Source organism: Kribbella sp. CA-253562 (assembly GCF_050942265.1).
GTDB lineage: Bacteria > Actinomycetota > Actinomycetes > Propionibacteriales > Kribbellaceae > Kribbella.
In genome coordinates this window covers 4,126,765-4,140,819 of record NZ_CP192049.1, presented here as the reverse complement: position 1 = coordinate 4,140,819, position 14,055 = coordinate 4,126,765, and the positions used below count along the sequence as shown (strand labels likewise).

The following is a 14,055-nucleotide window of genomic DNA, read 5'->3' as shown; positions in this document are numbered from 1 at the left end:
TCCACAGGTGCAGGCGCCACCCAGGTGGGCGGCGCCTGCGACCGATCAGGGAGTGAAGGCGGACTCGTCCTCGTCGTCCGCCAGGAGTTCCGCGGTGGTCGGTACGGCGGGGACCGGGGCCGGGGCCGGTTGGTCCTGGTCGTGGTCGACGACGGCCGCGGTGAACTGCGCGTTGTAGAGCCGTGCGTAGGCGCCGTTGGCGGCGAGCAGTTCGGTGTGCGTGCCCTGTTCGACGATGGCTCCGTTCTCCATCACCAGGATCAGGTCGGCGTCGCGGATGGTGGACAGGCGGTGCGCGATGACGAAGCTGGTGCGGTCGGAGCGCAGGGCGGCCATGGCGCGCTGGACCAGGACCTCCGTGCGGGTGTCGACCGAGCTCGTGGCCTCGTCGAGGATGAGCAGCTGCGGGTCGGCCAGGAAGGCCCTGGCGATGGTGAGCAGCTGCTTCTCCCCCGCGCTGACGTTGCTGCCTTCCTCGTCGATCACCGTGTCGTAGCCGTCCGGCAGGCTGTGCACGAAGCGGTCGACGTACGTCGCCTTGGCCGCGGCCAGCATGTCCTGTTCGGTGGCGTTCAGGTTGCCGTACAGGATGTTGTCGCGGATCGTCCCGCCGAACAGCCAGGTGTCCTGCAGGACCATGCCGATCCGGGACCGCAGGTCGTGCCGGGTCAGCTCGGTGATGTCGACGCCGTCCAGCGTGATCCGGCCGCCGTTGAGCTCGTAGAACCGCATGATCAGGTTGACCAGCGTGGTCTTGCCGGCCCCGGTCGGGCCGACGATCGCGACCGTCATTCCTGGTTCGGCGACCAGCGAGAGGTCGGTGATCAGCGGCTCGTCCGGCTTGTACGAGAACGACACGTGCTCGAACTCGACCCGGCCGCGGGCCTGCGTCACCTTCGCCGGCGTGGCCTCCTCCGGCCGCTGCTCCTCGGCGTCGAGCACCTCGAAGACCCGCTCGGCCGAGGCGACCCCGGACTGCAGCAGGTTCGCCATCGAAGCGACCTGGGTGAGCGGCTGGGTGAACTGCCGGGAGTACTGGATGAACGCCTGCACGTCACCCAGCGACATCGTGCCGGACGCGACCCGCAGGCCGCCGACCACCGCGATCACCACGTAGTTCAGGTTCCCGATGAACATCATCGACGGCATGATCAGCCCGGAGATGAACTGCGCCCCGAACGCCGCCTGGTAGAGCTCCTCGTTCTTCTTCGCGAAGCTCGCCTCGATCTCCTGCTGCCGGCCGAACACCTTGACCAGCTCGTGGCCGGTGAAGGCCTCCTCGATCTGGGCGTTCAGCGCACCGGTGTGCCGCCACTGCGCGACGAACCGGGTCTGCGAGCGCTTCGCGATCGCCGCGGTCAGGATCATCGAGATCGGGATCGTCACCAGCGCGATCAGCGCCAGCAGCGGCGAGACCACGAACATCAGCGTGACCACGCCGATCACCGTCAGCAGCGACGTGAGCAGCTGGCTGAGGGTCTGCTGCAGGCTGGTCGACACGTTGTCGATGTCGTTGGTGACCCGGCTCAGCAGCTCGCCGCGCGGCGCGCCGTCGAAGTAGCTGAGCGGCAGCCGGTTGAGCTTGTCCTCGACCTCGGAGCGCAGCTCGAACACGGTCCGCTGGACCACGCCGTTCAGGATGTAGCCCTGCATCCACGACAGCAGGAAGGAGCCGACGTACAGGCCGAGCACCAGCAGCAACACGTTGCGCAAGGCATCGAAGTCAATGCCGACGCCGGGGATCAGGTCGATGCCGCTGATCAGGTCGGCGTACCGGTTGTTGCCCTGGGCCCGGAGGTTGTCGATCACCTGCTGCTTGCTGACGTCGCCGGGCAGGGTCTTGCCGATCGCGCCGGAGAAGATGATGTCGGTGGCCCGGCCGAGCAGCTTGGGACCGAGCACGGACAACCCGACGCTGGCGATCGCGAGCAGGATCACCCCGAACACCTGGACCCGGTGCGGCCGCAGGCGGCGCAGCAGCCGCTTGGCCGACGGGCCGAAGTTCATCGACTTGTCGCCGGGGATCCCGCCGGGTGGTCCGAACCCGCGCCCGGTCGTCGGACGCTCGGTCGCCTTGACCGTCGCCGTCCCGCCGCCTTCGGTGGTCTCATCGGCACTCTTGTGCTCGGTCATGCCGCCTCCTCCGCGGACCGCTGGGACTCGACGATCTCGACGTACGTCGGGCAGCTCTCGAGCAGCTCGTCGTGCCGGCCGATCCCGACGATCGCGCCGTCCTCGAGCACGACGATCTGGTCGGCGTCGATGATGGTCGAGACCCGCTGGGCGACGATCACCACACACGCGTCGGCGGTGACCGGCGCGAGCGCGGCCCGCAGCCGGGCGTCGGTGGCCAGGTCGAGCGCGGAGAACGAGTCGTCGAACAGGTAGATCTCGGGTTTGCGGACCAGCGCCCGGGCGATCGCCAGCCGTTGCCGCTGGCCACCCGACACGTTCGTGCCGCCCTGGGTGATCGGAGCGTTCAGCTGCTCCGGCATCGCCTCGACGAAGTCCTTGCCCTGGGCAATCTCCAGGGCGTGCCACAGCTCCTCGTCGGTGGCGTCGGGGTTGCCATAGCGCAGGTTGCTGGCGACCGTGCCGGAGAACAGGTACGGGCGTTGCGGCACGAGCCCGATCCGCCGCCACAGCGCCTGTGGCTCGATCTCGCGGACGTCGATGCCGTCCACCAGCACCCGGCCGGCGGTCGCGTCGAACAGCCGGGGCACGAGCGACACCAGCGTCGTCTTGCCCGCGCCCGTGCTGCCGATCACCGCTGTGGTCTGCCCGGGTGACGCCGAGAAACTGAGGTCACGCAGGACCGGCTCGGCCGCCCCGGGGTACTGGAAGCCGGCCTTGTCGAAGACGAGTTCGCCGCGCCCGGTGAACGTCGTGATCGGCGTGACCGGCGGGACGACCGTCGACTCGGTGTTCAGCACCTCGCTGATCCGGTCGGCGCAGACCGCGGCCCGCGGCACCATGATCATCACGAACGTCGCCATCATCACCGAGAACAGGATCTGGATCAGGTAGCTGATGAACGCGGTCAGCTGGCCGACCTGCATCGCGCCGCTTTCCACCCGGGTGGCGCCGAACCACAGCACGGCCACGGTCGAGGCGTTCAGAATCAGCATCACGACCGGGAACACCAGCGCCATCAGCCGGCCGGCCCGGACCGCGGTGTCGGTCACGTTCGCGTTGGCCTCGCCGAAGCGCGCGGTCTCGTGCGGCTCGCGGACGAAGGCGCGGACCACCCGGATGCCGGTGATCTGCTCGCGCAGCACCCGGTTCACGCCGTCGATGTTCACCTGCATCTTGCGGAACTGCGGAACCATCCGGCTCGCGATCAGCCCGATCGAGGCGGCCAGCAGCGGTACGGCGACGGCGACCAGCCACGACAGCCCGACGTCCTCGCGGACCGCGGCGATGATGCCGCCGACCATCGTGATCGGCGCGGCCACCAGCATCGTGCAGGAGGTGACCACCAGCATCTGGACCTGGGTGACGTCGTTGGTGCTGCGCGAGATCAGGGTCGGCGCGCCGAACTGGTTCACCTCGCGGGCGGAGAACTGGCCGACCTGGTGGAAGACGGCGGCCCGCACGTCGCGGCCGAACAGCGCCGCGGTCTTGGCGCCGAAGTACACGGCGAACACGGTGCACAGGATCTGCACCACGCTGACGCCGAGCATCCAGCCGCCGTTCTCGACGATGTAGCCGGTGTCACCCTTGGCCACGCCGTTGTCGATGATGTCGGCGTTCAGGCTGGGCAGGTAGAGGGAGGCGATCGTCCCGACGAACTGCAGGACGACCACCAGGGTCAGGTTGCCGGCGTACGGACGCAGGTGCGTGCGTAACAGGCGAAGAAGCATCAGGCATCCCCAAGGTGGTGAAGGCGGACACCGTCGAGGGCGAAGTCGACGATCTCCTCGGCGGTCATCGGCCGACCGTCCGAAATCAGTGGGTGGGTGGCGGAGAAGGTGAGCAGCCGCAGCCGGTGCACCACCTCTTCCGGCGGGACGCGGAACTGGCCGGCGTCGGGCCGGATCAGATCGGTGAAGATCTTGTCGGCCTGCTCGGCGTCGGCCTTGCGCCGGGCCAGCGTCTCCGCATCGGCGTCCTTCGGCTGCGGCGGGCGCTGCAGCCGCAGCGCGAACATCAGCTTGAACACCGCGCTCAGCCGGCGCTGACCGACCTCGACCGCCGCGATCATCCGCTCGCGCAGCGGCAGGCCGGGGTCGACCTGGCGCAGCATCTCCAGCAGCGGCGCGGAGTCGAAGGCGGTCTGCACCGCGGCGTCGATCAGCGCGTCCTTGCTGCCGAACGCGCGGAAGATCGTGCCTTCGGCGACGCCGGCCGCTTCGGCGATCTGGCGGGTGCTCACGTCGGTGCCGTGCTCCTCCAGCAGAGGCAGTACGGCGGCGACGATCGCGGCGCGGCGTTCGTCGGGGGGCATCGGGGTCGCTCGAGGACTCACCCGATCGACACTAACTGAGTGAGTACTCACTCACAACTACATTTTACTAGCGGCCGTCGAGCAGCGCGGCGATGCCGTCCAGGACCCTGGCCAGGCCGAAGGCGAATCCGTGCTCGGAGTCGTAGGCCGCGTCGAACTCCTGCCCGACCGCGGTCCCGACCCGGCTGGCGAGCGGGAACTTCCGCGCGTCGCCGATCTTGTCCAACAGCGGCTCGTGCGCCAGCCACCACTCCTTGTCGGTGATGCCGGACGACTGGATCACCCGCTTGGCGTCGACGGCGCTCCGGACGGCGCCGTGCACGTAGCCGTTGACCAGCGCGACCGCGGCGTCCATCTCCACGTCGGTCAGGCCGATCCCCTCGACCGCTTCCAGCTCGTACTCGTACTTCGCCATCAGCCCCGGGCCCAACGGCGGCCGGCTGCTCGCGACGTACAGCAGCCACGGGTGCCGCAGGTAGAGCTCGCGGTTCTGCAGCGCGACCGCCTCCAGCTTGGCGCGCCAGTCGCCGTCGACCGGGCGGCGCGCGAACTCGCCGTACACGCTGTCGAGCATCACGTCGAGCAGCTCGGCCTTGCCCGGTACGTACCGGTACAGCGTCATCGCGCCGACGCCGAGCTCGTCGGCGACCCGGCGCATCGACAGCGCGGCCAGGCCCTCGGCGTCGGCGACCCGGACGGCGGCCGCGACCACCTGGTCGACCGTGAGCCCGGGCTTGGGCCCACGGGTCGGCTTCGACTGCAGACCCCACAGCAGTTCCAGGCTCTTCGCGGGATCGCCGGCACCGCTGTACTCGGAATTCATGTGCGTGATTCTCTCCGACTGGCTACACTCCAGCGACTACCCCGTACAGCGTACCCAGTATGGCGACGGTTGACCTCAAGCCAAGTCGAGGTCCTACGGTCGTCGGAAAGTGTCGGTGGTCCGCGGGACCATCGGCACACCCTGGCCGACCGAGCATGTCCGGAGCACAGCCGTGAGCATGGAAATGACCGCGTGGAACTCGCTGTACCACGCGATGCACGCACAGGACGAGAAACGTCCCTTCTCCAAGGAGACCCTGCGCCGGATCCTGGCCTTCGCGCGCCCGCACCGCAAGCTGCTGATCACGTTCCTGGTGCTCAGTACGGCGGCCGCCGTGCTGGCGGTCGCGACGCCGGTGCTGGCCGGTGAGGTGGTCGACGCGATCGTCAAGGGCCGGTCGGTCGAGCTGGTGCTCTGGCTGGCCGGGCTGATCGCGGTGATCGCGGTCGCCGAGGCAGGGATCAGCCTGTTCACCCGGTGGCTGTCGGCCCGGATCGGTGAGGGCTTGATCCTCGACCTGCGCACGGCGGTCTTCGACCACATCCAGAAGATGCCGATCGCGTTCTTCACCCGGACCCGGACCGGAGCCCTGGTCTCCCGGCTCAACAACGACGTGATCGGCGCCCAGCGGGCGTTCAGCGACACGCTGTCCGGCGTCGTGAGCAACCTGGTCATGCTGGTCCTCACGCTCGTCGTGATGTTGCGGGTGTCTTGGCAGATCACGTTGCTCGCGCTGGTGCTGCTGCCGGTGTTCGTGATCCCGGCGCGCCGGATGGGCACCAAGCTGGCGGCGCTGGAGCGGGAGGCGGCCAACTACAACGCCACCATGAGTACGCAGATGACCGAGCGGTTCTCGGCGCCGGGAGCGACTTTGGTCAAGCTGTTCGGCCGGCCGGTGCGTGAGTCCAAGGAGTTCGCCGTTCGGGCTAGCCGGGTGCGCGACATCGGCGTCCGGACCGCGATGGTGCAATGGGTGTTCGTCACCGCGCTGACGCTGGTCTCCGCGCTCGCGCTGGCGGTCGTCTACGGACTCGGCGGGTTCTACGCGCTGCGCGACCAGCTCGACGCCGGAGCCGTGGTGTCGATGGCGCTGCTGCTGACCCGGCTGTACGCACCGCTGACCGCGCTGGCCAGCGCCCGGCTCGAGGTGATGACCGCGCTGGTCAGCTTCGAGCGGGTCTTCGAGGTGCTCGACCTGAAGCCGCTGATCCAGGAGAAGCCGGACGCCCGGCGGGTTCCGGACGGCCCGGTGACGGTCGAGTTCGACGACGTACGGTTCGCCTACCCGTCGGCGGACAAGGTGTCGCTGGCCTCGCTCGAGGAGGTCGCCAAGCTGGACACCCGCGGCGGTGAGGAGGTCCTGCACGGGGTCTCGTTCCGTGCCGAGCCGGGACAGATGGTCGCCCTGGTAGGCACGTCCGGCGCCGGCAAGTCCACGATCGCCCAGCTCATCCCCCGCCTGTACGACGTGGACTCCGGAGCAGTGCGGCTCAGTGGCGTCGACGTCCGGGATCTGACGGCCGAGTCCCTGCGCGAGACGCTCGGCATGGTGACGCAGGACGGGCACCTCTTCCACGACAGCATCCGGGAGAACCTGCTGCTGGCCCGGCCCGAGGCGACCGAGGAGGAGCTGTGGGACGCGCTCACCCGGGCCCGGCTCGGCGACCTGATCCGGTCGCTGCCGGAACAGTTGGACACGGTGGTCGGCGAGCGTGGGTACCGCCTGTCGGGTGGTGAGCGGCAGCGGCTGACCATCGCGCGGCTGCTGCTCGCGCAGCCGCGGGTCGTCATTCTCGACGAGGCGACCGCCGCGCTGGACTCGACCTCGGAGGCCGCGGTCCAGGCCGCGCTGGCCGAGGCACTGGCCGGGCGGACGGCGGTGGTCATCGCGCACCGGTTGTCGACGATCCGGGCCGCCGATCTGATTCTCGTGATCGAGGCGGGCGTGGTCGTCGAGCGCGGCACGCACGCGGAGCTGCTGGCGATGGGCGGGCGGTACGAGGAGCTGTACCGTACTCAGTTCGACCAGCCGCCGGCGGAGGACGAGGCGGTGGTCGTCGGGGCGTCGTGAGGGGACGCCGCGCGGCGCCGGTGCATCCGGCGTCGCGCGGTGAAGGCCGGGTGGTGATCGCGAGGAAGGTGTGCGGGGTTGGTAGTGGCAGCTGGGGTAGCGGCTGAAGTTGCACGTCTGGTGGCTGTTTTCCGGCCCGCAGATCCACCACGAACCGGGACCGTCGCGTTCTGGTCCCCCGACGGGTCAGCGCTCCCCCTCGGCGTCGGTGAGCACGTCGAGCTCCCGGTGGTCGCTCCGGTCGACGGTCGAGTCGAGCAGCGGGTCGTCCGCGCGGTCGAGCTGCCGGTGGGCGAAGCGGTTTCTGTGCTCGGACGCGCGCGTAAGACCACCGGCGCGCACGCATCGGTCAGTTTCTGGGGCGCGGCCTCGCTTGTCGCGCTCCAGTTGGTCGCGCGCGGCCGGCTGCTTCCCGGCGTCTCACCCGCCGGGCACGATGCCTGGCGCGTCGGCCCGTACGACCAGCCCGACGTCGAGCGGGTGCTGCAACTCGCCGAGGCGATGCCGCCGGAAGCCAGGTCGATCCCGCTCCCCCTTGACTCCCCCGCCGGCACAGCGGCCGGCGTACCTGGCGCCCGTCCCGCGCGGGACGCGGCCGGCGAACACCAGAAAACACACAGGGCGGCCCTTCCGCCTGGTGAAGCCGGCACCGGCGAGTTGCGGCTGCCGGTCGCGGAAGACCTCGTGCGCGCGTTCCTCGACGCGGTCGCCGACGGAATGCCTCGATCGGCCGCTGCGCCGAAGGCACACGGCACCAACCTGTTCACCGCGAAGGCGCCTCAGCGGGCCGAGCGGTTGCGATCGTGGGCCGACGAGGTGTCGGCGGGCCTCGACACCGGCGTCCGGATCTCGCTGCGGATCGACCTGGTCAAGGGCGGCGACGAGCTCGCGCCGGACGCGGGTGACGAGGTCGCGGTGCACCGGCTCGGCTTCCGGGCCAACGTGCAGCTGCACAGCCTGCAGGATCCGACCCTCGTCCGCGACGCGGCGGACGTCTGGGCCGGTGAAGTCCCAGGATTCGGGCCGCGGGCAAGGATCGACGCGACGCTGGCGATCCGCCGCGCCGCCCGGGTCTGGCCCCCGTTGCAGCAGCTGCTCGACGCCGCCGTACCGGATCGGATGGAGCTGACCGACGAGGAGGTCGCCGGATTGCTGGCGACCGGCGCTCAGCGGCTCGCGGCGGCCGGCGTCGACCTGCACTGGCCGCGGAGTCTCGGCCGCTCGCTGACCGCGCGGGCCGCGATCACGCGCACGCCGGACACTGCCCCGGCCGACCTGCCCGGCTTCTTCTCCGGGACCAGCACGCTCGACTTCAGCTGGCAGGTTGCTCTCGGCAACGATCCGCTGACCGGCGAGGAGATGGACCGGCTGGCCGAGGCGACCCGGCCGGTGGTCCGGTTGCGCGACCAGTGGATGCTGGTCGACCCCGAGCTGGCCCGCAAGGCCCGCGAACGCATCCTCAAACCCGTCACCGCGATCGACGCGCTCGGCGCCGCGCTGACCGGCACGGCCGAGATCGACGGGAAGCACGTCGCGGTCACGCCGACGAAGTGGCTCGACGACCTGCGCGCCCGGATCGCCGACCCGGACCGTTCCGACGACCTGCTCGAAGCACCCGCGGGCCTCCAGGCGACCCTGCGCGACTACCAGTTGCGTGGCCTGCAGTGGCTGAACTGCATGACCTCGCTCGGTCTCGGCGGTTGCCTCGCGGACGACATGGGTCTGGGCAAGACGATCACGCTGATCTCGCTGCACCTGCACCGTCAGACCAGCGACCACACCGCGGGCCCGACCCTGGTCGTCTGTCCGGCGTCCCTGCTCGGCAACTGGGAGCGCGAGGTCCACAAGTTCGCCCCCGGTACGCCGGTCCGCCGCTTCCACGGGACCAGCCGGTCGCTCGACGAGGCCGACACCGGGTTCGTGCTCACGACGTACGGGACGCTGCGCCGGGACGCGAAGAAGCTCGCCGAGCACCGGTGGGGCCTGCTGGTCGCCGACGAGGCCCAGCACGTGAAGAACCCCTCCTCCGGTACGGCGAAGGCCCTGCGCACGGTTCCGGCGATGGCCCGCGTCGCCCTCACCGGGACGCCGGTCGAGAACAACCTGTCCGAGCTCTGGGCGATCCTCGACTGGACGACGCCGGGGCTGCTCGGCCGGCTCGGAACGTTCCGCAGCCGCTGGGCGACGCCGATCGAGGCCGACAAGGACCAGGAGGTCGCCGACCGGCTGGCCACGCTGGTCCGTCCGTTCCTGCTGCGGCGCCGTAAGTCCGATCCCGGCATCGCGCCCGAGCTGCCGCCGAAGACCGAGACCGACCAGACCGTGTCACTGACCCGCGAGCAGGCCGTGCTCTACGAGGCGACGGTGCGCGAGCTGATGGACGCCGTCCGGGCCAGCGACGCGATGGCCCGGCGAGGCCTGATCGTCAAGCTGCTGACCGGGCTCAAGCAGATCTGCAACCACCCGGCGCAGTACCTGAAGGAGCCGGCCGGCGCGAAGCTCACCGGCCGCTCGGGCAAGCTCGAGCTGCTCGACGAACTGCTCGGCACGATCCTCGCCGAGGACGGCGCCGTGCTGGTCTTCACCCAGTACGTCGCGATGGCGCGGCTGCTCGAGCAGCATCTTGCCGACCGTGGGGTCGCGACCGAGCTGCTGCACGGCGGTACGCCGGTCCGCAAGCGTGAGCAGATGGTCGAGCGGTTCCAGGCCGGCGAGGTGCCGGTGTTCCTGCTGTCGCTGAAGGCCGCCGGGACCGGACTGAACCTGACCCGCGCGGACCACGTCGTGCACTTCGACCGGTGGTGGAACCCGGCGGTCGAGGACCAGGCCACCGACCGCGCGTACCGGATCGGCCAGACCCGGCCGGTGCAGGTGCACCGGTTGATTGCCGAGGGCACCATCGAGGACCGGATCGCGGCGATGCTGTCGAGCAAACGCGCCCTCGCGGACGCCGTGCTGACGGCGGGTGAGGCGGCGCTGACCGAGCTGTCCGATGCCGAGCTGGCCGATCTGGTCGAGTTGCGAGGTGGGGTGCGATGACCGCGGCCAAGGGGTTCCCGCCGTTCCCGGCACAGCGCGGGCGCAGTACCCGCGGGCGGTCGTGGTGGGCGCGGGCGTGGGTTCAGGCGATGGAGGACACGTCGCTGGACAACGGGCAGCTGAAGAAGGGCCGCCGGTTCGCGAATTCGGGCCAGGTGGGCACGATCACCGTCAGTCCCGGGCGGATCGCCGCGGTGGTCGAGGCGCCGGAGGACCGGTACGAGTCGGTGGTGGTGGTCGACCAGCTGACCGACGACGAGTGGAGCAGATTCCTCGACCAGGTCGGCTCCCGCGCGGGCCACATCGCCGCGCTGCTGGACGGCGACATGCCGCACGATCTGGTCAGCGCGGCCGAGGACGCCGGGGTCCGCTTGCTGCCGGGCATCGGCGACCTCGACCCGTCCTGCACCTGCGACGCCTGGGAACTGCCCTGCCAGCACGCGGCCGGTTTGTCGTACCAGGTGGCGTGGCTGCTGGACGACGATCCCTTCATCCTGCTGCTGCTCCGCGGCCGCTCCCGCGAGGACCTGCTGGACGAGCTCCAGCGGCGGGCGACCACCGGCACAGTTGATGACGGCAACGAATCGGCCGAGGTCGAGCGGCTCGGTGTCGACGCCGGTGCGGCGTTCGCCGCCGACGTCGCCGCGCTGCCGCCCGACCCGGAGCTGCCCAGCAAGGTGGTGATCGACGACCTGCCGATCACCGGCACGGCCCCGCTGTCCGAGGCTGAGGTCGGCGGTCCGGACGCAGCCGTTTCGTTGCCGTTGCTGGTGCTGGACGCCGCTCGCCGCGGACGCGCCCAGTTGAACGCGTTGCTGACGGGTTCGCCGGAGCCGTGGGTGCTGGACGAGTGGCAGGATTCGGTCCGGCTGGCTGCCGAGTACCCGGAGTTGCGAGCCCGTCTGGAGGACACCGACGGGCTCGAGGTCGGCGTCCAGGCGTGGACGTACGGCGGAGCGCCAGGGCTCGATGTGCTGGTGAGTTCGTGGGCCCCGGACGGTGGCGAGTTGGTCCGGGCGCGGACCGAGCTGCAGGCGGCGGCCGACGAACGGCTGGAGCTGGAGATCTCGGGCAACTGGCTGACCTCGTCCACCGTGCAACTCCGGCTGGACAAGGCCGGGCGTTGGCATCCGTACCAGCGCGCCGGCGACTCCTGGCTGCCGGCCGGTCCGGCCGATCGGGATCCGGCGGCGGCGTTCGCGCTAAACCAGTCGACGGAGTGATCGACGGGCACTAGCGTGATGGCCCACGACCAGCGAGAGGAGTTGAGGGTGATGACCGCGCGGCGTTCGCCCCTGTCCTACTCCCTCTGGTCGAAAGGTTCTTCCGTTGTCCAACTGGATCACCCGCGCCGAGACGCCCGCTGACGCGGCGGCCGTCGACACCGTCAACTTCCACGCGTTCGGCCGCCGTTACGAGCCCGACCTCGTCACCCGGCTGCGTGCCGACAGCACCGTCTGGCTGTCCTACGTCGCCACCGCCGATGACGAGATCGTCGCCCATGCCCTGCTGAGCCGCTGCCACATCGACGACACCCCGGCCCTCGTCCTCGGGCCGTGTGCCGTCCTCCCGGCGTACCAGCGTTCGGGCGCCGGCAGTGCGACGATTCGCACCGCGCTGGACGCCGCCCGTACCGCGGGCGAGCACGCGGTCGTCGTGCTCGGCCACGACAACTACTACCCCCGCTTCGGCTTCCGCCGAGCGACCGAGTTCGGCATCCACAGCCCGTACGACGGACCGAACCAGATGGCGCTCGGCCTCGATCCCACCCGCCCACTCCCGCGCGGCACCATCCACTATCCCGCGGCCTGGCAGGTCTGATCCGGTGTCGCGCCTGTTCCCCTCCGGGAGCAGGCGCGACCGCGCAGGAAATCCTTCACCCGGCATCGCACCGAATCGGTAAAAGGTTGCATCAAACTCGCCGAACCACTTGCGCCGAGGGGTTGTATACATGAAACAGTCGACGGAACCGCTCACCCCTGGAGGACGAAATGTTCCGTCGAACTCCGTCGCCACTGAACCGTTCCAGCTGGCGGAGAACCGCTCCCCCCGCCGCCCTGCTCGCGCTGGTCCTCGCGGCCACCGCGTGCTCGCCGGTCCAGTCGAACGACGCGCAGACCGGCGGTGACCAGGCCGGCTCCGCGAACCAGGACGTGTTCGGCGACCCGGCCGACCCCGCCCAGGTCAAGCCCGGCGGCACACTGACGGTCGCGCTCTCGGCCGATCCGGACAAGCTGGACCCGACGCTGTCGCGCAGCCTGTACTCGCGCTACGTCTTCCACACCATGTGCGAGAAGCTCTACGACCTCGGGCCGGACGCCAAGATCGTGCCGCAGCTGGCCACCGCGCTGCCGACCGTCGCGGCCGACGGGCTGAGCCTGACCATCCCACTGCGCGAGGGGGTGAAGTTCGCCGACGGCGGCACGATGGATTCGGCCGCGGTGAAGACCTCGATCGAGCGTGGGCTGACCCTGGCCGGTTCCGGCCGCAAGAGCGAGCTCGGCCCGATCAGCGCGGTCGAGACGCCCGACCCGAAAACCGTCGTGATCAAGCTGTCCAAGCCGTTCGCGCCGCTCACCGCCGCGCTGGCCGACCGGGCCGGCATGGTGCTCAGCCCGGCCGCGGTGGCCAAGCTCGGCGCGAACTTCTCCACCGCGCCGGTCTGCGTCGGCCCGTTCAAGTTCGCCAGCCGGGTCGCGCAGAACTCGATCAAGGTGGTCAAGGACCCGCAGTACTACGACGCGGCCAAGGTGCACCTGGACGCGATCGAGTACCGGATCATCACCGACTCCAGCATCCGCTCGGCCAACCTGCGCTCCGGTGACGCCCAGATCGCCGACTCGCTGTCCACGCAGGACGCGCCCGAGCTGCAGAAGGACAGCAGCATGACCGTCCTGCAGTCGCAGTCGCTGGGCTATCAGGGCCTGACCGTGAACGTCGGCAACGCCGACGGCATCGGCAAGCCGGTCAAGCAGCTCGACACCCCGATCGCCAAGGACCCGCGGGTCCGGCAGGCGCTGGAGGCGTCGATCGACCGCGAGGCGCTGGTCAAGTCGATCTTCAATGGGCTGAACACGGTCGCCTGTTCGCCGATCTCGCCGAAGAGCGAGTTCACCAGCGAAGCGGCCCAGGCCTGCCCGCCGCACGACCCGGCCAAGGCCAAGGAACTGCTCGGCCAGGCCGGCGTCACCACGCCGTACAAGGTGGAGATGATCACCTCGAACAACCCGGACTCGTTGCGGCTGGCGCAGGCGTTGCAGGCGATGGTCAAGGACGGTGGGTTCGAGCTGGTGATCAAGCCGGTCGAGTACGCGTCGCTGCTGGACCAGCAGGACCGCGGTGACTTCGAGCTGCTGCAGCTCGGCTGGTCGGGCCGGGTCGACCCGGACGCGAACATCTTCAACTTCGTCGGCTCCGACGGCAGCCAGAACGTTGCCGGGTACAACAGCCCGGAGGTGGACAAGCTGCTCACCGACGCCCGGCAGTCGCAGGACAAGGCCGAGCGGATCAAGCTGTACGGCGAGGTGGTGGCCAAGCTGCAGCAGGACGACCCGCTGATCTACCTGTACCGCCAGCGCAACCTGACCGGGGTCAGCAAGAAGGTGCTCGGCGTCCAGACCTACCCGGACGGGGTGATCCGGACCGCCTTCGCCGGCTTCGCGAAGTAGGCGCCGG

General features: G+C 70.0%; 9 protein-coding genes. 5 read left to right on the top strand and 4 right to left on the bottom strand.

The genetic code is table 11. From position 1 onward, the window contains the following. Nucleotides 1-45: 45 nt before the first annotated feature. Genes ACQPXM_RS19590 through ACQPXM_RS19575 form a run of 4 tightly spaced genes read right to left on the bottom strand, consistent with a single transcriptional unit; the run spans nt 46 to nt 5,270 of the window. Entirely contained in the window at nt 46-2,133 is a 2,088-nt protein-coding gene (locus tag ACQPXM_RS19590; RefSeq protein WP_432950624.1) for an ABC transporter ATP-binding protein, read from the bottom strand. After that, entirely contained in the window at nt 2,130-3,863 is a 1,734-nt protein-coding gene (locus tag ACQPXM_RS19585; protein WP_432950622.1) for an ABC transporter ATP-binding protein, read from the bottom strand. The genes ACQPXM_RS19590 and ACQPXM_RS19585 overlap by 4 nt, the downstream gene beginning before the upstream one ends. Further along, the gene (locus ACQPXM_RS19580) at nt 3,863-4,468 is read right to left on the bottom strand and encodes a TetR/AcrR family transcriptional regulator (protein WP_432950620.1); all 606 of its coding nucleotides are present in this window, start codon (nt 4,466-4,468) and stop codon (nt 3,863-3,865) included. Before ACQPXM_RS19580 ends, ACQPXM_RS19585 begins: the two co-directional genes overlap by 1 nt. 46 nt (nt 4,469-4,514) lie before the next feature. Then, complete coding sequence (locus ACQPXM_RS19575; protein WP_432950618.1) at nt 4,515-5,270, bottom strand: TetR/AcrR family transcriptional regulator; 756 nt, start codon at nt 5,268-5,270, stop codon at nt 4,515-4,517. 184 nt (nt 5,271-5,454) lie between these two features. Here ACQPXM_RS19575 and ACQPXM_RS19570 point away from each other — a divergent pair, with 184 nt between their 5' ends. From ACQPXM_RS19570 to ACQPXM_RS19550, 5 genes are all read left to right on the top strand, one after another. Next, a complete protein-coding gene (locus ACQPXM_RS19570; RefSeq protein WP_432951053.1) occupies nt 5,455-7,341 on the top strand; it encodes an ABC transporter ATP-binding protein in 1,887 nt (628 codons plus the stop codon). Between the two features lie 120 nt (nt 7,342-7,461). Then, the gene (locus ACQPXM_RS19565; protein WP_432950616.1) at nt 7,462-10,380 is read left to right on the top strand and encodes a DEAD/DEAH box helicase; all 2,919 of its coding nucleotides are present in this window, start codon (nt 7,462-7,464) and stop codon (nt 10,378-10,380) included. Continuing rightward, on the top strand, nt 10,377-11,603 hold the full coding sequence (locus ACQPXM_RS19560) for a hypothetical protein (RefSeq protein WP_432950614.1): 1,227 nt from the start codon (nt 10,377-10,379) through the stop codon (nt 11,601-11,603). The genes ACQPXM_RS19565 and ACQPXM_RS19560 overlap by 4 nt, the downstream gene beginning before the upstream one ends. Before the next feature lie 106 nt (nt 11,604-11,709). Beyond that, nucleotides 11,710-12,201, top strand: coding sequence for a GNAT family N-acetyltransferase (locus tag ACQPXM_RS19555; RefSeq protein ID WP_432950612.1), 492 nt, complete (start codon nt 11,710-11,712; stop codon nt 12,199-12,201). 170 nt (nt 12,202-12,371) lie between these two features. Then, complete coding sequence (locus tag ACQPXM_RS19550) at nt 12,372-14,048, top strand: ABC transporter substrate-binding protein (RefSeq protein ID WP_432950610.1); 1,677 nt, start codon at nt 12,372-12,374, stop codon at nt 14,046-14,048. Nucleotides 14,049-14,055 lie beyond the last annotated feature (7 nt).

What these genes read in the sequence shown, in the direction of transcription:
- ACQPXM_RS19575 (WP_432950618.1), bottom strand. Translation starts at nt 5,270, where the DNA reads ATGAATTCCGAGTACAGCGGTGCCGGCGATCCCGCGAAGAGCCTGGAA.
- ACQPXM_RS19590 (WP_432950624.1), bottom strand. Translation starts at nt 2,133, where the DNA reads ATGACCGAGCACAAGAGTGCCGATGAGACCACCGAAGGCGGCGGGACG.
- ACQPXM_RS19550 (WP_432950610.1), top strand. Translation starts at nt 12,372, where the DNA reads ATGTTCCGTCGAACTCCGTCGCCACTGAACCGTTCCAGCTGGCGGAGA.
- ACQPXM_RS19585 (WP_432950622.1), bottom strand. Translation starts at nt 3,863, where the DNA reads ATGCTTCTTCGCCTGTTACGCACGCACCTGCGTCCGTACGCCGGCAAC.
- ACQPXM_RS19560 (WP_432950614.1), top strand. Translation starts at nt 10,377, where the DNA reads ATGACCGCGGCCAAGGGGTTCCCGCCGTTCCCGGCACAGCGCGGGCGC.
- ACQPXM_RS19570 (WP_432951053.1), top strand. Translation starts at nt 5,455, where the DNA reads ATGACCGCGTGGAACTCGCTGTACCACGCGATGCACGCACAGGACGAG.